The organism is Niabella sp. (assembly GCF_030150205.1).
Lineage (GTDB): Bacteria > Bacteroidota > Bacteroidia > Chitinophagales > Chitinophagaceae > Niabella.
The window spans coordinates 59,901-85,451 of sequence record NZ_JASLGT010000012.1 but is presented as its reverse complement, the minus strand read 5'-3'; the positions used below and the strand labels follow the sequence as shown (position 1 = coordinate 85,451).

Genomic DNA, 25,551 nt, shown 5'->3' with positions numbered 1-25,551 from the left:
AAAAATGCACTGCTGCACCAGTGTGCGACGCAAGACAGCCGCTATCTGTACCACAGCCGGGCCCAAAAACCTAACGGGCATTACCCTTCACCATAATAAACCCGCTTTACACGCTGTGAAATACCGGTCATAATCTCATAGGGAATGGTGCCGATCCATTGGGCCAGTTGCTGCACGGGAACGGGCGCGCCAAAAATAATGACATCATCGCCCTCTTTTACGCCGGGGATATGCGTGATGTCGATCATGGTCATGTCCATGCAAACGGTGCCGATCACCGGGGCCAGCTGACCGTTTACCCAAACCTTGCCCACGCCATTGCCCAGCCGGCGCGAATAGCCATCGGCATACCCGATCCGCAGGGTGGCGATCACCGAATCTTCTTTAGCAACGCCCCGGCGGTTATAACTCACCGTTTCGCCTTTTTTGATCTTTTTGATTTGAGAGATGGTAGTTTTTAATGTAGCTACCGTTTGCAGCGGCACCCGTTCATTGCCGGAGATGCCATAAAGGCCAATGCCCAACCGTACCATATCCAATTGCAATTGAGGAAAGCGCAATATTGCAGAAGTGTTGGCTATATGTTTCAAAAACGGATAACCGATGGTGCCTTCCAGCACGCCAACGGCTTCCATCAACAGTTCGTATTGATGCAAGGTAAACGAATCCTCCACCTGGTCTTCACTGGCCGCCAGGTGCGAAAAAACAGATTGCACCCGTATCCATTCATTGTCCTTTAAACAGGCAGCCAGGGCCGCCATATCGCTTACCGCAAAGCCGGTACGGTTCATGCCCGTTTCTACTTCTATATGCACGGGGTAGTGTTTTAACCCGGCGTTTTTTACATGCCGTTCAAAAGCATGCAGCAATTCAAAACTAAAAAGATCCGGCTCCAGGTTATAATCCGTAAGTGCATCAAAGGCATTGGCTTCTGTATTGAGCACCATTACCGGGATGGATATGCCCGCCTTGCGAAGCTCCACACCCTCATCGGCATAGGCCACACCCAGGTAATCGGCCTTATGAAACTGCACCACATTGGCGATCTCTGCAGCGCCGCTCCCATAGCCAAAGGCTTTTACCATGGCCATTACTTTTACTCCTGGCTTCAGTTGCTGCTGGATCAGCTTCAGGTTCTGCGCCACGGCATCCAGGTTAATCTCCAGCACCGTTTCATGCACTTTTTGTTCCAGCTGGTTTACAATGCGCTCAAAGCCATATTTGCGCGCCCCTTTCACCAGTATGTATTCGTCCAGGTACTGCGTACTATGAAACTGCTCTAAAAATGCATCTGTAGATATATAAAAGAAGCATTCCGGAACAGCGGTAAATAAGCCTGCCTGTGCCTGCATTTTTTCACCGATACCAATGAGGCGGTTTACCCCATGACGTTGCAACAGCTCCCGGATGGTGTGGTACAATTGCTGTTCCTCTCCCTTGCTTTCGGGGATATCGGAAAGGATCACCGTTTTCCGTTTGCCCCGGGCCTGTTGCTGCAGGAACTCCAGAGCTACTGTAAGCGAGTTCAGATCCGCGCTGTAACTATCATTGATGACAATGCAATTATTGATGCCCTGTTTAAATTCCATGCGCATGTTCACCGGCTGCAACCCCTTCATACCACTGATGATGGAAGCCGGCGTAATGCCTAGCCAAAGCAACACCGTGGTACAGGTAAGCGCATTTTCAATAGAAGCCTGATCAGTGAACGGTATCGTTAATTCAAAAGGATCCGCATCCGGCGGCTTTATCCGGATCACGGTTTCCGCTTCTTTCACCAGGATATCCAGCACCTGCACCGCGTTATGCTCCTGTTTGCCCCAGGAGAAAAAAATGGCCGGATAATTTTTGATGCCTTCGCTGATCAGCGGATGATCGCCATTGGCGATGATGACCTTTGCCTGTTTAAACAGTTTTAATTTTTCAGAGAGCTTTTCAGCATCATCTTTAAAGCCTTCGGCATGCGCCGGGCCGATATTGGTCAGCACACCAATAGTGGGTTTAATAATGGCTTCCAGCATTTCCATTTCGCCGGGCCGGCTGATACCGGCTTCAAAAATGGCCAGGTTATTTTCGGCGCTCATCTGCCAAACGCTCAGTGGCACGCCCAACTGGGAGTTAAAGCTCTTGGGACTTCGTACCATATTTTTATACGGTTGCAGCAGTTGATACAGCCATTCCTTTACCACGGTTTTGCCATTACTACCGGTAATACCGATCACATCCATGGAAAAACGATGGCGATGAGCGGCAGCTACCTGCTGCAGGGCCTGTAACGGATCCTTTACCTGCAGGAATATCGCACCGGGATAAGCCGCTTCATCTGCCGGTTGCGCCACTACAAAACTGCGGACACCTTTTTTGTATAATTCACTAATAAAAAGATGTCCGTTCCGCTGCGGGCCCTCTAAAGCAAAAAACAGGGATGTAGCCGGGGAGACCAGTTTCCGGCTGTCGGTAAGCAGGGTATCTATTATCCCGGCAGCAGTTCCGGCCGGGGTTTGCAGCCCCAGCAACCCTGCAATTTCATTTATAGCATATGGTTGATCGCCCACAATTATTGATTTATACTACCATCTTCCACTTCCTCCGGAACACCTTTTTTCTTTTTGTAGATCGAAAAAAGGATACTGCCCACAATACAAAGCACGATAATACCCAGGGAAATACCTACCTGTTGCTGTTTGCTGAGCCACTGGTTGATCCAATATTCGCAAAGCATTTTTACCCCGATAAATACCAGCACGATAGCAATGCCCTGCTGGAGGTAATCAAATTTATTTACGGCACCTCTTAACAGGAAGAAGAGCGAACGCAGGCCCAGCACGGCAAAAATATTTGAGGTATAAATGATCATGGGGTGCCGGGAAATACCCATTACTGCGGGAATGGAATCCAGCGCAAATACGAGGTCGATCCCCGCCAGCATGAGCACTACCACAAAAAGCATGGTGTATTTCTTTTTACCATTTTCGATCACCGAAAACTTACCGTTACCGTCGTGCGGCACCAGCGGGATCACTTTTTTGATCCATTTATAAATGGCATAGTCATGAGGATCTTTTTCCTCACCCTCACCAGAGGAGAACATTTTAATACCCGTATACAGCAGGAAGGCGCCGAAAATATACAGCACAAAGTGAAATCGCTCTACCAGTGCCACGCCCACCGTAATAAATATGATACGGAATACGATGGCCATTAATATCCCCAGCAGCAACACGCGCCCAAAATGTTTTTCCTTTACGGCAAAGGATGAAAAAATAAGGATGAACACAAAGATATTATCTACGCTCAGGCTCCATTCCATCAGGTAGGCACTGATGTATTCCAGCGCAAAGGTTCTGCCATCTTCAAACCATACAAATGCAAAAAAACACATCGACAGTGCCACCCAGAAAACGGTCTGTAACAGTGCCTGCTTTATGGTGACTACTTTGTTTTTTTTACTCAGCAGTCCCAGGTCGAAGATCAAAGCCAATACGATGACGATCCCGAAAACCAGGTACGTGATCTGTTCTTGTGTCATTTATTTGTATGTATTTTAATGTGGTAGTTGATCTAAACGGCAAAACTTTCCCCGCAGGCGCAGGTTCTGGACGCATTGGGATTATTGAAATAAAACCCTTTACCGTTCAATCCGTCGGAAAATTCAAGCGTGGTGTCTAAAAGGTAAAGCAAACTTTTCATATCGGTCACCACTTTTACATCATTATCCTCAAATACCTGGTCCATCGGCTTTTGCTGGTTGTCAAAATCCAGCTTATAGCTCAGGCCGGAGCAACCGCCGCTGACCACGCTTACCCGCAAAAAATACGAAGCATTGTCTTCCGCCTGCTTTTCAGCCAGAATTTCCCGGATGCGCTTTTTAGCGCTTTCGCTTACATAGATGTTTCCGGGTATTGTATTTTTAGTATGCTCCGTCATTTTTACCTTTATTTAGAAGTAACAATAACAATTATCCCGCCTAAAATGTTCATCGCAGGGATTACTTCTGCTTTTGCTTTGCAAAGATACTTTAGAAACGGGCTTTTGCCAAAACCGGGGGCTGGCTTTTAATGAGAGGACATTGGGGACTGGGGTGACATGGTGTATCATTCATTTGATTTATACGGGTATGCATGTCTCCAAGGCCTCTAAGTTCCCTTATAGTTACGTTATAATACGGAAACACCTCCCTTCCTTACCATAATTAGCAGCATCTGTCGTACTTTTGTACTTTATTTCAACAGTCTATGATATTACAGGATCTTTATAAAAAAGCCGCGGCGTTTGAATTTTTGAGTGTGGAGGAAGGCGTTTTTCTTTATCACCATGCCCCTCTTTCCGACCTGATGCTGATCGCAGATGAACTGCGGAAACAACAGGTGCCTCATGGGAAGGTAACCTGGCAGATCGACCGCAATGTAAATACAACCAATGTATGTATTGCCAACTGTAAGTTTTGTAATTTTTTCCGTATTCCCGGGCATCCGGATGCCTATATCACGGATATGCCCACCTACCGGAAAAAAATTGAGGAAACGATCAAATACGGGGGCGACCAGTTGCTGTTGCAGGGCGGGCACCACCCGGAACTGGGATTACAGTTTTATGTAGATACGTTCCGGCAGATCAAGGCAGAATTTCCCGACATCCGGTTGCATGCGCTGGGGCCACCCGAAATAGCCCATATTACCAAACTGGAAAAAAGCACGCACCGGGAAGTATTGCAGGCCCTGAAAGATGCCGGCCTGGATTCATTGCCCGGAGCTGGTGCCGAAATACTCATAGACCGGGTACGGCGCCTCATCAGTAAAGGGAAATGTGGTGCCCAGGAATGGCTCGATATTATGCACGAGGCACACAAGCTGGATATTACCACTTCCGCCACTATGATGTTTGGTCACGTAGAAACCATTGAAGAACGTTTTGAGCACCTGGTGAAAATAAGAGAAGTACAGAGCCGGAAACCGGAAGGTACCAATGGGTTCCTGGCTTTTATTGCCTGGACCTTCCAGGATGTAGACACCCTGCTCACAAGGATACGCGGTGTGCACAACCTTACCACCGCAGATGAATACATTAAAATGGTAGCATTGAGTCGCATAATGCTTCCGAATATTAAGAATATCCAGGCATCCTGGCTTACGGTTGGCAAACCCACCGCACAACTGTGCCTGCATGCCGGGGCCAATGATTTCGGAAGCATCATGATTGAAGAAAACGTGGTAAGTGCCGCCGGGGCCCCTCACCGGTTTACCTATAAATCGATACAGGAAGCCATTCGCGAAGCCGGTTTTGAACCCCAGCTGCGCACGCAGAAATATGAATGGCGTAAGATACCGGAGGCTATTGTGGAGCAGGTGGTGAATTATTAGACCTACAGACCTGTGAGGTTTCTCCTGGAATGGATTAAACCTCACAGGTCTGCTCATCATTAAAACAAATTCCTATGGACCAGTCTTCTAAAAAAGTAGTGATCGTTGGTGGAGGATTTGCCGGTGTAACCCTGGCCAAGAAGCTCAACAACAAACCCGGATTTGAAGTAACCCTGGTAGACAGCAACAATTACAACTTCTTTCCCCCGCTGCTGTACCAGGTAGCAACCGGCTTCCTGGAGCCCTCCAGTATTAGCTATCCGTTCCGTAAATTTTTAAGAGGCAAAAAAAATATCCGTTTCCGGATGGGTGAGTTAAAAAAAGTACTCCCCAATGAGCGGCAACTCGTGCTGTCGAACGGCACCCTGAACTATGATCTTTTAGTACTGGCCACCGGCGCCACTACCAATTATTTTGGAATGGAGCAGGTGCAACAGAACGCCATCCCCATGAAAACGCTGAGTGATGCGTTAGCCATGCGGAATACGCTTTTGAACCGGCTTGAAGAAGCATCCCGCACTACGGATGCCGATTATAAAAGAAAGCTCGTCACTTTTGTGGTAGCCGGTGCAGGTCCTACGGGTGTGGAGATCTCCGGTATGTTTGCAGAAATGCGTGCTACGATTATCCGCAAGGATTATCCCGAACTTATCGGAAGAAACCTGGGCGAAATATACCTGGTAGACGGCGGCGATGCGGTACTGAAGCCCATGTCACCTAACGCACAGCAGTACTCAAAAAAATCGCTGGAAGCATTGGGTGTGCATGTAAAATTAAAAACCACAGTAAAGGATTTTATCAATGATACGGTACTCCTGTCTGATGGCAGCACGATCGAAACCAGGAACCTGATCTGGGCAGCCGGTGTGGCGGCAAAAACATTCGAAGGTATCCCGGAGGAATGCTATGGGCGGGGTAAACGCTTGCAGGTAGATGCCTATAATAAGGTGCAGGGTGTTGAAAACATCTATGCCATCGGTGATACCTGCCTGCAAACCACCGACGCCGCTTTTCCCAACGGGCATCCCCAGGTAGCACAGGTGGCGCTTCAGCAGGGCGCCAACCTCGCAAAGAACCTCTTGCATCCGCAACAATTAAAGCCCTTTACCTATGTAGATAAGGGATCGATGGCCATTATTGGTCGCAACAAAGCGGTAGCCGATCTTACCAAACCCAAAATGCGTTTTGGTGGTTTCTTCGCCTGGCTGATCTGGCTGTTCATTCACGTAATGTCATTGCTAACATTAAAGAACCGGCTCCGCACGTTAACGAACTGGATCATTGCTTATTTCAGCCGGGACCAGTCTTTCCGGATGATCATCCGGCCGGAAGACCGGGATGAGGCGGTTTAAGGTTTGAGCCCGCCCGGACGACCCGGTCGGACGGGGTTTAAAGTTTCTCGTTAGACCCGGTTTTATACTTGATGTAAGACGCAGGATTTTAGATGCTGGATACCAGATGTCTATCGCCTAACGTCTATAGAATATCGACCGGAAAAAAGATCACGGAGCAGGAACGACATCTTCATTTTCAAAATTCCACATTCTCAAATTTTCAAATTCCCCAAAAGAATTCCGTATATTAAGGCATGATTGAAAGCAGGCTTTTACTGATCGTTACCATGCTTTTCCTGATTACCCTGCTCACCATGCTGGGTAATAAACTAAAAATTTCATACCCGATATTTTTAGTAATCGCAGGCCTTGTAATCAGCATGCTGCCGGGCACACCCGAAATCAAGATCAACCCCGATATTGTATTTTTGATCTTCCTGCCGCCCATCCTTTTTTCTGCGGCCATGCAAATGCCCTGGGCGGATTTCTGGAAACTGAAACGACGGATTGCCCTGCTGGGTTTTGGGCTGGTATTTTTTACTTCTACTATCATTGCCTTTCTTTCCACAGCCCTCATACCGGGTTTTACGCTGGCACTGGGCTTTGTATTGGGGGGTATCATTTCTCCACCGGATGCCGTTGCAGCCACTTCCGTATTGAAAGGGTTAAAGGTACCCCGCAGCGTGGTAAACCTGCTGGAAGGTGAAAGCCTCGTCAATGATGCTTCCAGTTTGATTGTATACCGCTTTGCGTTACTGGCGGTGATCTCCGGCCAGTTTAGCGCCTGGACGGCCACCAGGAGCTTTTTTATTGTAGCGGGTATGGGCATTTGTATCGGCCTCGCCATTGCAGGCATTATTTACCTGATCCTGCGCTTTTTTCCCACCACTTCGGCCATTGATACGGCCTTCACCCTGCTATCGCCTTATGTCATGTACCTGGTGGCAGAGTACTTTCATTGCTCCGGTGTATTATCGGTGGTAGCAGGCGGATTATTCCTGAGTTATCATACACACCGGATGCTGGGATACCAGTCGCGCATCCATATGGCTGGCGTATGGGACACGCTTACGTTTTTATTAAACGGGTTTATTTTCATCCTTATAGGACTGCAACTACCGTTTATCGTTTCCAATTTTACAAAGAACACCGTAAAAGATGCCCTTGGTTATGGACTCATTATGAGCGCAGCGGTGATCATCATCCGCATCATATGGGTGTACAGTTCTAATTACCTCCGGGTACGTATTAAACGCAGATGGTCGCCCGGCACAGCAATTCCCACCAATAAAGAAACCTTTTTAGTAGCCTGGTGTGGGATGCGGGGAGTGGTATCACTGGCCGCAGCACTGGCCATTCCCTTTTATGTAAAAAACAATGTAGAGTTTCCTTACCGGTACCTGATCCTCTTTATTACGTTTGTGGTGATCATTGTAACACTGGTGATACAGGGGCTTACCATATCGCCCCTGATCCGGCTGCTAAAGATCCGGGATGTTGCAGAAGACAAACGGTATATTGAGAACCAACAGCTGAAATTGCGGCTGGCAGCGCTTTCGCTGAAATACATCGATACACATTATAAAGACGACCTGGAGCAAAGCGAACCCTTTTTGCTGACGCGCAACCGGTATAGTCATATGATTGACGCTGCCCGGCAAAAGCTGGGACTGAAATCCGGAGACGACACGGTGATCGATGAATCCATGCCGCGGTTCCGGCAATTACTGCTGGAGCTGATCGATGTAAAACGCGAGGAACTGATGCAATACCGGTCAAACGGAACCTTCAGTGAGGAGCTTATAAAGGAAAAGGAATGGGAACTGGATTTGGAAGAGGCCCGGCTGAGAAGCCGGAGGCGATAGGTTTGAGCTTTCAGCAGTTAGCTCTCAGATGCTGCTTGACACTGATAACTGATTGCTGATAACTAAAAACTGACCACTGAAAACTGTCGGTTCATTTCAGAATATCAATTTATTTAACCGATGCGTTTTATATTTTGCAAGATTGATTGGGATCACTGTTGAAACTACTAATAAAATCCCATACCCTTCATTTAAATTAAAAAAACGAGCAGGCCTTGGCACAACCAACCCGCTTCGCGCCTGCATGCTGGCCGAAATGCGATACTTTTGCAGGTATGGCAATACGCATCTTTATAACCGGTGGCACTTTTGATAAAGAGTACAATATGTTGAATGGTGAACTTTATTTTAAGGATACACATTTGCATGAATTGCTGGAAAAAGGGCGCAACACCGTTCCGGTTGAAATCCGGACCCTGATGATGGTAGATAGCCTGGAGATGACCGATGAAGACCGCGAACTGATCGCCTATCAATGCGAACAAAGCGAAGAAGAGCAGATCGTGATCACCCATGGAACGGATACCATGTCGGTAACCGCACAGTTATTAGCAGAACGGGTAAAAAACAAAACGATCGTACTAACAGGCGCTATGATTCCCATTAAGTTTGGCAGCTCCGATGGGTTATTTAACCTGGGCAGCGCCATTGCCTTTGCCCAATCCTTACCCCATGGCGTTTATGTAGCCATGAACGGACAATACTTCAAAGCGGGGAAAGTGCGTAAAAACCGGCAAACGGGCGTTTTTGAGGAATTGACGTAAAGAAGCTATTTACAATCAGCCGCAACCGGTTACCTGCAGAAAAGGGTCCTATCCGACACATTGGTCCCGGAAGACAAAAACACCGACAAAAGAAAAAAGTGTAAATTTGTTGTACTATGGAACTGATTATTGATTTTGACAGGATCAACGACTCCGCCAAGAAGAAGTTTCTTTTGGAAACTTTAAAGTTCCTTGGTGTGCCATTCAAAACTGCCGGTAATTCACAAACGTTGGAGGAATATAATCAGGAGCTGGAGAAAGGTGATGCTGAAATTGAAAGCGGCAAATACACTACAATGAAAGACTTACTAAAAGAAATGGAGCGATGGTGATTGTATGGAACGAGCTTGCAAAAAATGAACTCAAGAGGGCCTACGAATACATTCTAAAAGATTCCTATCAAAATGCAGTAAAGGTTCGGCAGGAAATTATTGATGCAGTCCTGAGCTTACCAGGCCAACCAGATAAACATCGCGCGGATAAGTACAAAACCAATAATGATGGAACATGGCGTGCGTTTGAAGTACACCATTATCGCATTTCTTACAGGGTAAAAAACAGTCAGATCCGTATTGTCCGCCTCAGGCATACAAACAGATCGCCCCGCCCTTATTAAATCACTCTTTTTTTTATTCTACAGTTAAACTCGTCCTCAACCGGATATCCGCAGAAGAAGCGCCGATCATAACACTAAAGCTCCCGGGTTCCACTACCCATTTCATCTCCTGGTTCAGCATCTGCAATAATTCCGGTGTGATCAGAAAATCCAGTTCCTTTGTTTCCCCCGGTTTTAGTTGCACCCGCTGAAATCCTTTCAAAGCCAGTACCGGCTGTGCCAGTGAAGCTTCATCGTCGCGGATATAAAGTTGCGGCACTTCATCTCCGGCCACTGCACCTATGTTCCTGATGGTGAAGCGGACATGTACGGAATCAGCGGCCCCTATGCTCCGTTTATCTAACCGGATATTACTGTATTCAAAATCGGCATAGCTCAATCCAAAGCCAAAAGAGAATAAGGGGCGGCCAGACAGATTTTCATAATCATCCCCGCGGCCTGTAGGTTTGTGATTGTATACCAGTGGCAATTGGGCTTCATGCAATGGGAACGTAATGGGCAAACGGCCGGCAGGATTATAATCGCCCATCAACACATCCGCTACGGCATGACCGCCTTCCTCGCCCGGATACCAGGCCTGCAGGATCCCCTTTACGTTATGGATCCAGTTGCTCATGGTGATGGCGCTTCCTCCAACCAGCACCACCACAACCGGCTTCCCTGTTTTTGACACCTGCTGTATCAACTCTTCCTGCATGCCGGGCAGCGATAACAGGGCCCGGTCTCTGAATTCCCCTTCCTCAATGCCCGCAGCAATGATCACCGCATCAGCCTTTTCAGCAATGGCAACCGCCTCCCGGATCTTATCCGCACGGTCGTCTGCTCCCTGGAAGATCAGCTGCAGTGTTCCGTTACCAACGGGCTCATAATACTCTACCTTCAGTTTATACGCTTTCCCTTTTACAAAAGAAACCGGAGTCAGCAGGGTTCTGAAAGATTCTTTTTTCCAGTTATCAATAACCAGCCGGTCATCAAGATACAACCGGAAGCCATCGTTACCATTTAGCCCTACCTGGTAACTGCCCGAAACATCCGGCCGGAATACGCCTTCCCATCGAACCGCATAAAAATCCTGCTTCAGGTTTGGCGACGGACGTGAAAGTGTCCAGAGTTTATTGATGGCTGCATCCACACCCCCATCCACCGGTTGTCCGGAAAAATCGATCTGGTCAAATACGTTAAACTGCAAACCCTTTTTTAAGACCGTCCCTTCATAATGCCAAAGAAAGTCGGCAGGAACGGGCTTCCAGGCCACATCACTCCGGCCCGGCCCCGGTGCATAGGTGATCGTCGTAGAAGTGCCGATCTTTTCCTTTACCCCCTCCAATATCGATACTTTATGAATACCGGGGCCGCTATATCCGCCTAACCGGGCTTCGGCAGCATCGGCTCCAATCACCGCCAGCTTCCGGATATTATTTGCCAGTGGCAGGATCTTGTCTTCATTTTTTAGCAGTACCAGCGATTCAAGTGCTGCCTGCTTTGCCACCGGCCGGTGATCAAATTTTTCAGCTGCTTTTTTTTCATCCACGTAGGGATGATCAAACAAACCCAGCTCAAACTTTGCGCGCAATACCCGAGCCACGGCGTCGTCGATCCGCTTTAAGTCGATCTTCCCATCATAAAAATGCGGGGCAAACAATTTATAATGCTGGTAGTCTGTTTGAAAAATCACATCCAGTCCGCCATTGATAGCCTGGGCGCCAGACTCCGGGTAATCACCGGCGGTATGATGCAGTACCAGGGCTCCGCCGGTGGCACCGGCATCTGAGATTACAAAACCTTTAAATCCCCATTCCTTTTTGAGTTTTGTATTCAGCAACCAGGAGTTGGCAGTGCAGGCTGTTCCATCCAATGAATTATAGGCCGTCATTACCGACCGGCTTCCTCCTTTTTGAAAGCAGGCTTTAAAGGGCAGAAAATGTGTCTCCTCCAGGTAACGTTCACTCCAATGAATGGGGTAACTGTCCCGGCCTCCATCCCCCACATTCGCTACAAAATGCTTAGGTGTTGTAATGATATTCTTTTTTTCAAAAGAGCTTACAAACACAACGCCCATTGCCGACGTCAGAAACGGATCTTCGCCATAGGTTTCTTCCGTTCTTCCCCAGCGCACATCGGAGGCCAGGTTCACGACGGGCGTCAGGATCTGGCGGATACCCCGTTGCCGGGTTTCATCGGCAATGGCATTGGCCACCCGGCGCATCATTGCGGTATCAAAGGTAGCTGCCAGTCCGATGGACTGTGGAAAGGAAGTTGCATCACTACGTACCAGTCCGTGCAGCGCTTCATCAAAAAATAATAATGGGATCCCCAACCGGGTGTTTTCAACAAAATAGCGCTGGATACCGTTGATCTTTTTTGCCAGCGTCAATGCATTTTCCTTGCTCTGGTTATAGCTCAGCATTTGCTGCGCCGCTTCTCCAGCACCTGTTGTGGCCGCGCTTACCTGGAAGCCAAACAGGCCGTTCTTATATTGACCCGCTGCAGCCTTATCCAGGTCGCCCGGTATCATAAACAACTGCCAGAACTTTTCCTCCGGCGTCATACGGGAAAGAAGATCCTGTACGCGGGTTTCGATGGGAAGGGAGGGATTTTTGTAGGGAGGCAAATGTTGCGCCGCTCCGCACAATGATAAATGCAAAAGGCAAATTGCAAAAATTGTATACACCATTTTACCCATAGCACATGTATTAAAAAGGCTACCCCAACAGATGCTGAAGTAGCCTGAAAAGTACGGATATTATTCTTTATTTAACGTCCCAAAAGATCTTAGTAGTGATCTTATCATTGTCTTTTACTGCCGCATAATTTTCGGCATTGTATGTTTGCTCATTCGTTGGATATTGCCAGCGATTGGGCGGCATTTTTTGTGCGTTTGTATTATCAGCTGTAAAGGTTAAAACGGGTAATTTCAGACGCCTAACTTCAGCCCAGTTTTCTAAAGGCTGCAGCACGCTATAATTGATCCACTTTTGCGTTGCTATAAGATTTAATTTAGCAGCGCTTGTGCCCAACCAAATTACACCTGGAGATGCCAGATACGCCGTTTTTAAAACATTGCTAACCGTTCCTCCACTTAGAAAAGCATAATAATCTATAGAGATTTTAACGCCGTTTTCATACGCTGTTTTTGCCGCCGCATCATTGCCCCCGTTCAGATAATATTCTGAAATATAAAAATAGGTTTCAGCGGCATTAATTAACATACCAGGTATATTAATATTCTGAGAAATGTTTGCAAAATTATAACGTGACAATGTTCCGCCATTTGCCAAATCAGATTGAGTGTTAGATGGCAGACTCGGATCTAAGCCTGCATAATTACCTCCTGCATTTGCACCCGGCTGAAACATAAGGGATAATCGGGGATCGGTATTTGCCTTCATATAATCGATCAATTGCTTGGAGGGGATGTCTCCTCCCCCCCAGCCAATAAGACCCTTATAAAAATCTGCGTTCAGGCCAGTACCCGTGCCATTATTTATCCCCGAAGACACACTATATACTTCAATTGCAACTTTATCATCATTAGAGGTAACCACCGGATAGCTGGTTGGGTTGTTCAGAATGGATGCAATTTCTGTATTTACTCTGGATTGAAAAGCCGCAACTCCCGAAGCTCTCATCAGTAGTTTTATTCTAAGGGAATTACAATATTTCTTCCACAAAGTAATATCGCCCTGATTAATAAAATCCTGTGATTTCAAGGTGGCCGCAACCGGCGCTGACAATGCAACCGTATTCAGTTCTTCCGCAAACCCTTTTAAATCATCAAGCATTTTGGTATAAATATCACTGGCTTTGTCATATTTCGCATAAGAAGCGTTAACATCCCCTTTATTGGTGCTTAAAAGGCCGGCGGCCGACCAAGGAATATCTCCATGCAGGTCTACTACTTTCTGAGACTGATCGTAAAAATGAATCGTGGCTAAAGTAATATATATCTTCTTCGCCGCTTTTTCCTCATCAGTGGATTTATTATACACATTAAGCAGCTCTTTATACTGAGCAAGAAAGTTATAAAAGTTTGACCATCGGTCTGATACAGCCGCCGCACCCGGTACAAACCTTGCCGGAATATTATTAACACCTACGGCCTGGGACCATGGCAAAGCTGTATTTTGGAGCACCACAAAATAGTTCCAATATTTATACATAACGTAATCCAAGTCGGCAGCCATAAAACCGGAAAACTGTTTTTCGATAGTTGTCGTTCCTACCGTTTTAGGATTAATATAATGATCGGCAAATTGCTGTTTGGTACAGGACACTATTCCCGTAACAGCAATAACAACCGTAGTAAAAATTATTTTTTTCATATTAGTATCTTTTTCAGTATTAAAATGTTGCCCGAATCATTGCACCAAAAGTCCTTGTAGACGGCTGGCTTCCTGCATTATTAAGATTGTTGTACCATACATTGCTTGTTGTTAACTGTTCGGCGTCCATATCTTTTATTGTCCGGTATATGTAGAATGGATTTCTGGCGAATACAGAAACCGTTACCCTCTGCGCCCAAACCTTTGAGGCAATTCTGGAAGGCAATGTGTATGCAAGCGATATTTCTCTCATTTTGATATAATTGTTTTTTTCTACAAACAGATTATACAATGCACTTGGCGAATATTGAGGGCCGCCCCAATTGTAAATATTCCAATAATAGTACGCCTGAGATATGATATTCGTATTGTCTTTCCCATCAGCGGTAACTCCATTCAACAACATACCATCATGCAAAACCTTTTCGCCTTTAGGGCCGGATGCAGCAGTTGTTGCAATACCCTTTCCATTTGCATCCAAATAATAACTAAGGCCTCCATGAGCAGCGTCCATATATTTAAGACTTTCTTCTGTTATACCACGACTATTCATCCAAAATAAACCGGTTGGAATTACATACCCTCCATATTTAAAATCCGCATTAAATGTGAGTGCAAAGCTCTTGTAGGTAAATGTATTGAGGATGCCACCGGCACCTTTTACCTGACTGTTTCCACCCGACACCATTTTGTTGGGATCCTGCTGATACAAACCATCATCTGTAATAATAGCCTGTCCTTTATCATTTACCAACGTTGGGTGCACATAAATATCGCCTACCGGCTGACCAACTACCGACTTTATCTGATATGCGTTTCCATCGTTATCAGAATGAATCAGTTCTTTAGAACCATTTGCCAGTTTAACTATTTTATTGGTATTCGTAAAGTAGTTTAACGTAAGATTCCAACGAAAATCTTTGCTTTGTATAGGGATCGCATTGATGTTTGCTTCAAACCCTTTATTTGAAAGTTCCGCTATATTTGATAAAATAGTGGAAGCGCCCATACTTTGAGGAAGTGTCAGGTTTATGATAAGGTCATATACTTTATCATGGTAGTATGAAACATCAAAATTAAGCCGTTTATTGAACGTTTCAACAGCCAAGCCAAATTCCAGCGTTTTCTTTTTCTCGGGTCTGATATTGTCATTTCCGTATGGATTTGTAATCGTAGAAGTAGTTAGCACGGGGGTTCCTCCGGCGGTTTGCACACCAAGATTGCCGGTATTATACGCCACATTGGCCAGATAGGCCGCGGGATAACTACCAACCACCCCCCAAGAAGCACGCAGTTTGGCATAATTAATCACCTGCGGCAGTTTGAAGATATCTGATAGAATTAGGCTACCATTTACGGATGGATAAGTAAATGTATTATTCTGAGGATTCATGGTAGATGTTCTATCTCTTCTTATAGTACCCTCAAGGAAAGCGTAACTTTTGTAGTTAAAGTTCAAGGTACCCAGAAATGCATCTGTTGTTAAATACGTTTGGCTTCCACTACTATTGTATGGCGTATTGTATGACGCGGTCAGATCAAATTTATTTTCCACACCAAGCCCTCCATTTGTGCCCACGCTGGTATTCATACCTTTTTCATCCCTAGCGGTATAACCTGCAGTTGCCGACAGGCTAAAATCTTCTGAAATTTGCTTATTGTAATTAAGCAGGACATCACCATACAAAATATTATAGTTGTATGTAGACTGCGTATATCCACCTGAAGGACCGTACGCTATCGGTTGGGATGAAAGTGATTTATTCAGGGTTCTATTAAACGAAAGATCTGTTGCTATTTTTCCGCGTAAAGACAGGTCATTCGTAATTTTCAAGGTATTCGTAATACTTGATATTAAACGGTTGTTGTATTCATCCACATTGTTTGACATTAGATTCCATACATAATCCAAAATATCAGTACGGTAGTTGGGAATTTTAATATTTTCATCAGGTGTTAAACTCGGGTTACTACCCGTAACATATTTGTAGCCAAGACTAGTTCTGTACTTATCAAAATACCATGCCCCGTTATCAAAAGCCGGCATCATACCCGTAAAATTATTTACCATCCGGTCAACTAAAAAAGGACGATTGTGAACATTCTGGTTAATATAATTTATCATCAAATCCAGTGAGTAGTTCTTGCTGAATCTTACCGTGCTATTAAAATTTGCATTTAATTTTTCATCTTTGGAATTTTGGCTTACACCTTCAAACCGTTGATGTGTTAACGACAACCGGATATCCGCTTTGTCTGTTGCACTGCTAACCGCGATATTTTGTGTTGAATTGTTACCCTTTTGAAATAAATTCGCGTATCTATCTGGCTGTGCCGAATAGGGCCTTACCTGACCATCCCAGGTAAGAATTGGTTTACCATCGAACAGCGGCCCGAAATTTAACCCGGCCTGAACGTTTGTCCTATACGTTGTCCCGTTTAAAGTATAACTTCCAAACCCATCAGGATCACTTTTATATACATCATAAGGTACTGGAAATCCAGCGCCTCTCACATTTTGAAGGCGCGGCAAATAGGCTACCCGATCCTGAAAATAGGTGGCATTAAAATCAACCGAAAAACCTTTTCCCTTTGCCTTCTTTGAGGTTAGCAGCAATACGCCATTTTTACCTTCAGAACCATATAATGCAGCCGCAGCAGCCCCCTTAAGCACCGTAACACTTTCCATATCTTCCAGGTTCAAATCAATAAGTCCGTTTCCCCGCACACGTCCATCATTCCAATAGTCTCCGCTATTAAAACCTCCGTCTCTGATTGGAATACCATCAAGAACAATTAAAGGAGTAGAACTATAGCTAATTGAGTTGAGGCCTCTCAACTGCATGACCACGCCAGCGGTAGAACCTCCAGGCGCAGAAGAAACCTGCAATCCGGGTACTTTTCCATATAATGCTGCCGCAAAGTTTGTTGGTGCCGTCTTTACGAGGTCTGCAGCAGACACTGTTGAAGTGGCATATCCCAGCGATCGCTGTTGGCGCTTTACACCCAGTGCTGTAACGACAACACCTTCCAAGCTACCCTGATCGGTGTTCAATATTATCGGCAGGGTACTATCGCTACCTACTTTTAATACTTTCGTTACAAATCCAACAGAGCTAATCTCTAACTCAGGGCTTCCTTCCACGTTAATAGAATATTCCCCTTTTTCATTGGCAACAGCAGCCTGACTGCGGCCCTTAACCGTTATCGTGGCACCTGGGACTGGCTTACCATCCGCGTCTGTAATCACGCCGGTTATCGTCCGCTTAATCTGAGCCTGCAGGCTTCCATAGCCTAACAGCAAAGCAACGAAAACGAACAACACTTGTTTCTTCTTCATTTTTTTCTCATTTAAAATAATTATAAAATGTTTGGCTAATTTTATAGGTATTATTGCAAACTGACTTTAGTAGTTTCTTTAATTTTTGATCTTGAAAGATGCTCCAGCACCAACGCAGCTGCCCCAATTAGCTCTGCTTTATGCCCCAGAACTGACATTTTTACCAATGTATTGCCCACCAGGCGGGGAATGCAATGTTCGTTTACGGCCTGCAGCACCGGGGCCTGCCAGATACGGCCTGCCTGGGCACCACGACCGCTCAGTACAATCAGTTCCGGATTAAACAGGTGGATGAGCACCGCTACGCCCCGGCCAATATCATAACCAGCCGCGGTAAGCAATTTCACTACATACTCATCTCCCACCTGTGCCGCTTTTACAATCGCCTGCCAGTCTTTTTCCACAGAGCCTGTTCGAAAATTTTTTTTCAAAAAGGTTGAAACGTCTTTCCGCTTCAGCCCTTGCTCTGCCTTGTCAATGATCACTTTTAAAGAAGTTTCGGTTTCAAGACAGCCTTTTTTTCCGCAGGAGCATACCTTATTATTGTTAAAAAAAGGTATATGGCTGAATTCTCCCGCAAAGCCGTTTTCACCACGGTATAGCTGGTTGTTGAGAATTAAACCCAGGCCCACTCCCCAGCCCAGATTGACGACCATAGCATTGCGCGATCCGGCCGCGGCACCAAAACGATGTTCTGCCAGCGCAACAATACTGGAATCATTATCGATATAAACCGGTATGCCTAAAGCATCATCCAGGTAATTCGCAATACTCTTGCTCTCATTCGGAAAGAACGAGTAATTAATTCCCTGGAGCGCATCAATGAACCCAGGCATTCCGATACCCACTCCCAGCACTTTCTTTTTTGGGATCTTTGATTTTTTGATGGCCTGTTCAATAAGGGTTTTTAACTGCTGCAGCGCATTGGGATTATGAGCAAGCAGTAATTCATGCTGCGCCACCACACCTACAGGTTTATTGTGAAAATCTACAATGGCGATCCTTGTAATCATTTGATCCATGGCTACAGCAACTACATACATCGCATCGGGTTTTACCGAATACATGGCAGGACGCCGGCCTCCATTTGAAGGAGCCAACCCATTTTCCTCCACCACCCCTTCTTCAATCAGGTTATTGATCATTTGGGTGGTTAACGGAATGCTCTTACCAATACGGGCACTCAGCTCTGCACAGGACAGGGATCCGGCATAGTAAAACTCCCGGAAAATCGAATGTTTATATTGCAATCGTTTTTGCATGACAGCATCGTTAATTCAAATTTAACGAACTTTTTAAAATAATTAATAAGTAAGCTAATTTTTTTTTGAATTAATAAAAAATTTACGGGTCCCCGAATCCTGCTCATCTCCCCTCTTCTTTCAACCCGGGCTGCCGCATCATAAAAAAAACCGTCCCCGATATTTAAAAATACCAGAGACGGCTATGATCAGGATCTAAGATCGCCTAAATTATTGCTGCTTTGCCCACCAGAGCGGAGTCAGCACGGCATCATCTCCGCCCAGCGCGGCTTTTGCCTGTTTGTATCCGTCCGGACTGGAGTTTGGCAAAACTGACGGGTATTTCAACCGCTGCGGGAAGAACTTAATGTTGGAAGTCATGTACGTACCATCCGTCAACGCAGGCAGTGTAGGAATCGACAGTTCAATGGTCGGGTTCTCAAAGAACGGCAGTCCCAGCCTCCGGTGATCGCTCCATGTTTCCAGAGGTAACCAGGGGCATTGAGCGATGAATTTCTGCGTAATGATCTTTGTTAAAAGGTCATTCTTCACCGTACCTGATTTATACAAGGTATTTGCAGGGTATACAATTGCTGCACTTCCGGCGGTACCGGTGTATCCATCCTGAAAGTTCATCGTGCGGGATGCCGGGGGTTCAGCGGTATGATCCCAGCTTACAGAAGTACCACAGTTATTATAACTGGTAGAGGCTAAATAAGCCGTCGCAAAAGGAGATATGGCAGCCGTACCCGGAGATACCACGCTATTATCCCAGTAGTTAAAACTCAGTGTAATGCCTTTTTCATAGGCAGTCTTTCCATTCACAGGAGTTGTCCAGCCGCGAACGCTGGCCTCTGCTAACAGGAAATACGTTTCCCAGGCCGCAAAAAAGATCCGCTTTTGCGTGCTGTTTCTGAATTGCATATTGATCCGGGGCATGGTACCACCATAATTGAATAATTCATTCATAGGATCTTTGGGACCGAAATCGCCGTCGATCCGGGCATTCCAGGTATACTTGGCATCGATGGATTTCAGATTATCACCCGCGGAAGTTTTCAGGTTCCGGACGCTGATCACATCAAAATTGCCATTCTGTTTGGGATAGTTCGGGTTATTCACATCTCCGGGAATGGAAAACGCTTTATAGGCCCGGGGATCGATCGAATAAGGAAGACCATCCAGCCAGTACCCGGTAACCGGGTCATTATTCTTAACCGGGAAATGATTCAGGTAGCGTTGTCCGAGCCAATCGGCCGGTTTGATGGCCGATTGGAATGCAGCACCCAGCAGATCGGAAGATTTAACGCCACCCAGCCCCTGGTATACATTCCGGAGCGTAACAGACAGGGGTTGCGTATCCCAGGAACGAGTCATTACACCGGTTAGGGGCGACCATCCGTCTTTTTCCTGCACCTGGAAGTTGTCATCCAGCGAGGTGATCAGGTTATTCATATCCGCAGATGCATCTTCAAATTCCGTTTTTGCTTTTGTAGCATCCACTTCAGACAACCGCATGGCCAGCCGGAGCCGCATAGAAGTCGCATACTTTTTCCATTGTGTATAATTATAGCCATATGCAGGATCCTGCTTGGCAATATCCGAAGAATTAACAGACAGATCCAGTTTGGAAGCAGCATCCTTCAATTCAGCCAGGATATAGTAATACACCGTTTTTACATCATTGAACTGGGGGTTTGTTCCCTTAAATGCGTCTACAGGCATCGGACCAAAATTATCTGAAAATTCACTCATCAGATAGGCGCGCCATATGCGGGCAACCTGTATCAGATTAGGAGTATACGATTTAGCGGTACCTGCGCTGATCTTCGATTCGCCGATCTGTATGGCCGTATTCGCATTGTTTAACCAGGTGGATAACTGGTTATAATAGTTCGTAGACCATCCGTCGCTATAACTTCCAACGTTTATTGCACCACCATCCCAGTCACTGGCCTGCCGGCCTGCCGGCTTCCAATACAATACAAAGGAGCGTTCTGCAACATCCGGATCCATTTGCGCACCAATGATGGAGTTATTGATAAAATATTCTACCTGTACCTGCGAGGAATCCGCAGCGATGGGATTTACATTTATTTCTGAAAATTTCTTACAGGATGCCAGCAGTAATACCGCGCACATCGATACCGATATCTTCTTTACTATATATTTCATTGTCATAAGAATTAAAAGTTAGAAACCTAAGGTTACATTAAACATGTAATACCTGGATGTGGGTGGTGCCCCGTTTTCAAAGCCAACCGCATTTGAGCCTATGGCGAATACCGACTCAGGATCCATTCCCTGCATATGACTGCTGATCAGCCATACATTGTTGCAGGAAACACCTACCCGCGCTCTTTGAATGAACGACTTACCCAGCATTTTTTGCGGCAGCTGATAGCTCAGCTGCACATTCCTTAAGCGGATATTGGATGCATCATAAAGATTGGCTTCGGTAATACCGATATTACCGCTTTGAATGGCCTGCCAGTATTGTTGTGGGGTTACTTCAATTTCATTTTTAATATACGTTCCATTTTCATCGAGGATCGCACCCGGCACTTTTATCTTATCCCTGGCTCCGTTTACAACAGTAGCGGCCGCTGTTCCTGCACGCTGCATACTTGCCAGGGTTGCCGAAAAGATCTTCCCGCCGAAACGTCCGTCCAGCAGGAACGACAATCCCAAACCTTTATAGGAGAATGTGTTGGTATTACCCAACAGGAAATCCGGCTGCTGACTGGCCAACCTGCGGGCATCTGTTCCCTGTGGTAACCCGGTGGCGCTCAACAGTAACTGACCATTAAACGCACTCTTGGGGTCATTTACCCGCTGGAATGCAGATCCATAGATCTGTCCGTATTTCTGTCCGGACTCTGCATAAACCGTCACAGCATCGTATCCCCCTAAAGAGTACAGATCAATACCCGGCGCAATTGCGTTCACCACATTCTTGTTGTTGGAGAAGTTCACCTGCGTGGTCCAGTTCAGACCATTGGGATTATCCAGGATCTTACCATCCACGATCAACTCAATACCTTTGTTTTGAATATCTCCGGCATTGATCATTTTATATTTGTATCCGCTCAACGGATCGAGTGGGATCGCGATCAGCTGGTTGGTTGCATTGGTTTTATACCAGGAAAAGTCGATTCCCAGCCGGCTGTTAAACATGCGCAGCTCTGCACCCAGTTCATAGGTTTTTAACAACTCGTTCCTAACATTCGGATCAAACAAGGTTTCATTTCTTCCGGCGGTTGTATTGCCATTGGGATCTTTCCCGATGTTATAGGTATTGTACAATTGATAAGGCGCCATATCATTACCGGCCTGCGCCGCCGAAGCTCTCAACTTACCGTAGCTCAGCCAGCTGGGCAGGGAAGCTCCGCCTTGCCGGATCATGTCTGTAATTACAAACGACAAATTGGTAGAACTGTACAGGTAAGAACGGTGGTTCTTACTCAATACTGAAGACCAGTCATTCCGCAGTGTGGTTTCCAGGAACAGGTATCCATCCCAGTTCAGCTGCAACGATCCGTAAGCAGAATTGATCCTTTTATTGCTATAGAGCTCATCAACCGTTGCCGGGTTTTTACCATTGTTCACAGAAAAAAGATCCGGCACTACCAGCTCTCCGGAGTTGGTTTTGATCGAATTTACATTCTGCGACATCAGGTTACCACCCACGGTTGCAAAACCACCCAACTTACCAAACACATTATCTTTCCGCGCCGTGATCAGGGTGCTGTAGTTGGTTTCTGAAAAAGAATACTTGCCAATGCTATACTGGTTGGTAACGGGGCCTCCGGAATAAGTTTTTCCTTCCGCTACCACATTATACATATCCGATCCGCCTTTCACTTCGGCATTCAGCCAATCGGTGATTTGATATTTCAGCGATCCGGTCATAATGTAACGGTTACGGGTATCCGTGTTCAGATAATTATCCTCCGCCCAATAGGGATTTACAGTTGCACTGTTGGGCACATACCAGATCATTTTCCCGTTCTCATCCTTGGTTTTCTTAAAATCTTCAATATTCAGCGAAACCGGAAGTATATACATTAACCGGTAAATATTACCGGCATTATTTCCCGCCTGTGGCCGGTTGGTTGCTTTGGAGTTGATGTATTGCACTTTTGCATCCAGGGTCCAGCGATCGTCCTTTCCGAATTTAGATAAGGCCCTGGTCGTAATATTTGTACGGCCCAGCTTGGCACCCGGTATCATACTTTTATCATCCAGCCGGTTTAAAGATGTATAAACAGAGGTACCATTGAACTGCTGCGAAAACGTAATGCTTTGATTGGAGTTGAAACCCGTTCCGAAATAGTTATGTATATTATCATAGTATTTCAGTGGCACGGTGGCACCGTTCCAGTTCTCTACATTCTGCCCCTCAATCTTCGGTCCCCAGCTGTTTGCCTGTGTTTTATCATAGATCCCTGTAGAACCCTGTCCAAAAGTGGTTTGCCGGTCGGGATTTGTAAAAATGCTTTCCATCCCGATAGTAGAAGAAACAGTAATGCCCAGGCCCTTTTGAGCCTTTCCTGTTTTGGTAGTAATCAATATAACACCATTACCGGCACGGGAACCATATAAAGAAGCGGCAGAAGGTCCTTTCAACACACTGATAGAAGCGATATCATCCGGGTTTATGTCGGATAGCCCGTTCCCCATATCCAGTGAAGGATTCCAGTAATCGTTGGTAGCACCCGGCACGATCCCCGATTGATTGACGCCTTTTCCTACACCGGTTCCGGAAGTGTTGCTGATGGGTATTCCATCCACTACAATTAAGGGCTGGTTATCACCGGTAAGCGAATTATTTCCGCGTAAAATAATACGGGAAGAACCAGCCGGTCCATTGCTGGAACGGGTTACCTGCAATCCAGCCACCCTTCCGGAAAGTGCATTGGTCACATTGGGCTCTTTGGCATCTGATAGAGTTTCTCCTTTTACTTCCTGCACGCCGTATCCAAGCGATTTCCGCTCCCGTTTAATACCCAGCGCCGTAACCACCACACCTTCCAGGCTGCGCTCTACAGAACTTAGCTGGACAGAAAGGTTATTATCGTCGCCCACTTTTACTGTCTGAGTTGTAAAACCTACAGCGCTGATCTCCAGATCCGGGTGGTTTTCTACAGTAATGGTATATGTCCCGTTGTCGGCAGCAACCACGGCCTGCCCGGTGCCTTTAACGGTTATGGTAGCACCCGGTACCGGCTTGCCATCTGCATCCGTAATTACACCGGTAAGGGTACGCTTTACCTGGGCCATTAAGCTTCCCGCACCCAAAAAGAGGGCAAAGAGTACCAGTAGTACATGTTTCTTCTTCATTTTCTCTTGTTTAAAATTTAATTAATTAACAGTGTTTGGCAAAGGTGAAATCGTTTTTGATGGATGTATCTTCTTCGTTTTTGAAAGGTTCTCCAGCACCAGCGCGGCGGCGCCGATCAGTTCTGCTTTGTGCCCGAGGGTAGACATTTTTACCAATGTGTTGCCCACCAGGCGGGGAATGCAATGTTCATTTACCGCCTGCAATACGGGAGCCTGCCAGATGCGTCCTGCCTGGGCACCACGGCCGCTTAATACGATTAGTTCCGGGTTAAACAAATGGATCAGCACGGCCACACCCCGGCCAATATCATAACCGGCAGCAGTAAGCAATTTCACTACATAGTCATCGCCCATCTGTGCGGCTTTTACAATCGCCTGCCAGTCTTTCTCTACAGAACCGGTACGAAAATCTTTTTTCAAAAAAGCAGCAGCACTTTTCCGCTTTAGTCCCTGCTCCGCTTTTTCAATGATTACTTTTAGAGAGGTTTCGGTTTCCAGGCAACCCTTTTTGCCACAGGAACACACTTTATTATTGTCGAAAAAGGGAATATGACTGAATTCCCCGGCAAAGCCATTTCCACCCCTGTACAACTGGTGATTCAGGATCAGGCCCAGCCCGATACCCCAGCCAATATTGACCACCATGGCATTTCCTACACCTGTGGCCGCCCCAAAATGCTGCTCCGCCAGTGCAATGATACTGGAGTCATTATCGATGTATACCGGAACCTCCAGCTCTTTATGCAGATAACCCGATATACTATTATCATCAATGGAAATAAAGGAATAATTCACGCCTTTTTGCGGATCAATAAAGCCGGGCATCCCGATTCCCACACCAAGAATTTTTTTCCTGGGGATCCTGGCTTTCTTAATAACACCTTCAATCAGTGTTTTCAAATGCACCAGTGCTTCGGGGTTCTCCGCCAGCTTCAGCTCCTCCTGCTGCAATGGCATTACCGGTTTATTTTCAAAATCCATCACCACTACCCGGGTCACTAACTGATCCATGGCTACTGCAATCACATACATCGCATCGGGCTTTACCGAATACATTGCCGGTCTCCGGCCGCCAGCCGAAGGGGCTAATCCGTTCTCCAGCAGCGTACCTTCTGCTACCAACGCGGCCAGTAGTTGTGCCGTAAATGGAATGCTTTTACCAATACGCGTGCTGAGTTCCGCACAAGATAAAGCACCGGCGTAATAAAACTCCCTTAAAATCAACAGCTTATATTGCAACCGTTTTTTCATAGTTCTGTTTATTAACACAAACTTAATAAACTTTTTAATTTTTTTAAAAAGTTTATTAAAAAAATATTATTTTAAGGGGAATGTATTTCGCCCGCAAGATCCGAAAAATTTGTTC

16 protein-coding genes are annotated in these 25,551 nt (G+C 46.1%); 6 read left to right on the top strand and 10 right to left on the bottom strand.

The window, feature by feature from the left end; all coding sequences use genetic code 11:
• Positions 1-80 precede the first annotated feature (80 nt).
• Genes Q1V85_RS12070 through Q1V85_RS12060 form a run of 3 tightly spaced genes read right to left on the bottom strand, consistent with a single transcriptional unit; the run spans position 81 to position 3,927 of the window.
• Positions 81-2,555, bottom strand: a complete 2,475-nt coding sequence (locus Q1V85_RS12070; protein WP_300600245.1) for a bifunctional UDP-N-acetylmuramoyl-tripeptide:D-alanyl-D-alanine ligase/alanine racemase — start codon at positions 2,553-2,555, stop codon at positions 81-83.
• Positions 2,556-2,557: 2 nt separating this feature from the next.
• Positions 2,558-3,529 carry a TerC/Alx family metal homeostasis membrane protein gene (locus Q1V85_RS12065; protein WP_300600244.1) on the bottom strand — a complete coding sequence of 324 codons (972 nt, stop codon included), beginning with the start codon at positions 3,527-3,529 and terminating at the stop codon, positions 2,558-2,560.
• Between the two features lie 32 nt (positions 3,530-3,561).
• Entirely contained in the window at positions 3,562-3,927 is a 366-nt protein-coding gene (locus tag Q1V85_RS12060) for an iron-sulfur cluster assembly accessory protein (protein WP_300600241.1), read from the bottom strand.
• A gap of 308 nt (positions 3,928-4,235) precedes the next feature.
• Here Q1V85_RS12060 and mqnC point away from each other — a divergent pair, with 308 nt between their 5' ends.
• The 6 genes from mqnC to Q1V85_RS12030 all read left to right on the top strand — a co-directional run bounded on the left by mqnC (position 4,236) and on the right by Q1V85_RS12030 (position 9,939).
• The gene (mqnC, locus tag Q1V85_RS12055) at positions 4,236-5,360 is read left to right on the top strand and encodes a cyclic dehypoxanthinyl futalosine synthase (RefSeq protein ID WP_300600239.1); all 1,125 of its coding nucleotides are present in this window, start codon (positions 4,236-4,238) and stop codon (positions 5,358-5,360) included.
• 74 nt (positions 5,361-5,434) lie between these two features.
• A complete protein-coding gene (locus Q1V85_RS12050; protein ID WP_300600237.1) occupies positions 5,435-6,712 on the top strand; it encodes an NAD(P)/FAD-dependent oxidoreductase in 1,278 nt (425 codons plus the stop codon).
• 236 nt (positions 6,713-6,948) lie between these two features.
• Complete coding sequence (locus Q1V85_RS12045; protein ID WP_300600234.1) at positions 6,949-8,559, top strand: Na+/H+ antiporter; 1,611 nt, start codon at positions 6,949-6,951, stop codon at positions 8,557-8,559.
• A 275-nt stretch (positions 8,560-8,834) separates the two neighbouring features.
• Positions 8,835-9,323: an asparaginase domain-containing protein gene (locus Q1V85_RS12040; protein WP_300600232.1), complete on the top strand. Its 489-nt coding sequence runs from the start codon at positions 8,835-8,837 to the stop codon at positions 9,321-9,323.
• A 116-nt stretch (positions 9,324-9,439) separates the two neighbouring features.
• Entirely contained in the window at positions 9,440-9,655 is a 216-nt protein-coding gene (locus Q1V85_RS12035) for a hypothetical protein (RefSeq protein WP_300600230.1), read from the top strand.
• Positions 9,649-9,939, top strand: coding sequence for a type II toxin-antitoxin system RelE/ParE family toxin (locus Q1V85_RS12030; protein ID WP_300600228.1), 291 nt, complete (start codon positions 9,649-9,651; stop codon positions 9,937-9,939). The genes Q1V85_RS12035 and Q1V85_RS12030 overlap by 7 nt, the downstream gene beginning before the upstream one ends.
• Positions 9,940-9,952: 13 nt before the next feature.
• Here the strand turns inward: Q1V85_RS12030 and Q1V85_RS12025 are convergent, their stop codons facing one another.
• The 7 genes from Q1V85_RS12025 to Q1V85_RS11995 form a co-directional block, all read right to left on the bottom strand.
• Positions 9,953-12,583 (bottom strand): glycoside hydrolase family 3 C-terminal domain-containing protein, encoded by a 2,631-nt coding sequence (locus tag Q1V85_RS12025; protein WP_300600227.1) that lies wholly within the window; start codon positions 12,581-12,583, stop codon positions 9,953-9,955.
• A 106-nt stretch (positions 12,584-12,689) separates the two neighbouring features.
• The gene (locus tag Q1V85_RS12020) at positions 12,690-14,261 is read right to left on the bottom strand and encodes a SusD/RagB family nutrient-binding outer membrane lipoprotein (RefSeq protein ID WP_300600225.1); all 1,572 of its coding nucleotides are present in this window, start codon (positions 14,259-14,261) and stop codon (positions 12,690-12,692) included.
• 19 nt (positions 14,262-14,280) lie between these two features.
• Entirely contained in the window at positions 14,281-17,601 is a 3,321-nt protein-coding gene (locus tag Q1V85_RS12015; protein WP_300600223.1) for a SusC/RagA family TonB-linked outer membrane protein, read from the bottom strand.
• A gap of 50 nt (positions 17,602-17,651) precedes the next feature.
• Positions 17,652-18,863, bottom strand: coding sequence for an ROK family transcriptional regulator (locus tag Q1V85_RS12010; RefSeq protein ID WP_300600222.1), 1,212 nt, complete (start codon positions 18,861-18,863; stop codon positions 17,652-17,654).
• 210 nt (positions 18,864-19,073) lie between these two features.
• A complete protein-coding gene (locus tag Q1V85_RS12005; protein WP_300600220.1) occupies positions 19,074-21,017 on the bottom strand; it encodes a SusD/RagB family nutrient-binding outer membrane lipoprotein in 1,944 nt (647 codons plus the stop codon).
• An 18-nt stretch (positions 21,018-21,035) separates the two neighbouring features.
• Positions 21,036-24,185, bottom strand: a complete 3,150-nt coding sequence (locus Q1V85_RS12000) for a SusC/RagA family TonB-linked outer membrane protein (RefSeq protein WP_300600217.1) — start codon at positions 24,183-24,185, stop codon at positions 21,036-21,038.
• A 21-nt stretch (positions 24,186-24,206) separates the two neighbouring features.
• Positions 24,207-25,436 (bottom strand): ROK family protein, encoded by a 1,230-nt coding sequence (locus Q1V85_RS11995; RefSeq protein ID WP_300600215.1) that lies wholly within the window; start codon positions 25,434-25,436, stop codon positions 24,207-24,209.
• Between the last annotated feature and the right edge of the window lie 115 nt (positions 25,437-25,551).

Coding starts and splice junctions, on each gene's coding strand:
- Q1V85_RS12065 (WP_300600244.1), bottom strand. CDS start 3,529: ATGACACAAGAACAGATCACGTACCTGGTTTTCGGGATCGTCATCGTA.
- Q1V85_RS12060 (WP_300600241.1), bottom strand. CDS start 3,927: ATGACGGAGCATACTAAAAATACAATACCCGGAAACATCTATGTAAGC.
- mqnC (WP_300600239.1), top strand. CDS start 4,236: ATGATATTACAGGATCTTTATAAAAAAGCCGCGGCGTTTGAATTTTTG.
- Q1V85_RS12050 (WP_300600237.1), top strand. CDS start 5,435: ATGGACCAGTCTTCTAAAAAAGTAGTGATCGTTGGTGGAGGATTTGCC.
- Q1V85_RS12045 (WP_300600234.1), top strand. CDS start 6,949: ATGATTGAAAGCAGGCTTTTACTGATCGTTACCATGCTTTTCCTGATT.
- Q1V85_RS12040 (WP_300600232.1), top strand. CDS start 8,835: ATGGCAATACGCATCTTTATAACCGGTGGCACTTTTGATAAAGAGTAC.
- Q1V85_RS12035 (WP_300600230.1), top strand. CDS start 9,440: ATGGAACTGATTATTGATTTTGACAGGATCAACGACTCCGCCAAGAAG.
- Q1V85_RS12030 (WP_300600228.1), top strand. CDS start 9,649: ATGGTGATTGTATGGAACGAGCTTGCAAAAAATGAACTCAAGAGGGCC.
- Q1V85_RS12020 (WP_300600225.1), bottom strand. CDS start 14,261: ATGAAAAAAATAATTTTTACTACGGTTGTTATTGCTGTTACGGGAATA.
- Q1V85_RS12015 (WP_300600223.1), bottom strand. CDS start 17,601: ATGAAGAAGAAACAAGTGTTGTTCGTTTTCGTTGCTTTGCTGTTAGGC.
- Q1V85_RS12010 (WP_300600222.1), bottom strand. CDS start 18,863: ATGCAAAAACGATTGCAATATAAACATTCGATTTTCCGGGAGTTTTAC.
- Q1V85_RS12005 (WP_300600220.1), bottom strand. CDS start 21,017: ATGAAATATATAGTAAAGAAGATATCGGTATCGATGTGCGCGGTATTA.
- Q1V85_RS12000 (WP_300600217.1), bottom strand. CDS start 24,185: ATGAAGAAGAAACATGTACTACTGGTACTCTTTGCCCTCTTTTTGGGT.
- Q1V85_RS11995 (WP_300600215.1), bottom strand. CDS start 25,436: ATGAAAAAACGGTTGCAATATAAGCTGTTGATTTTAAGGGAGTTTTAT.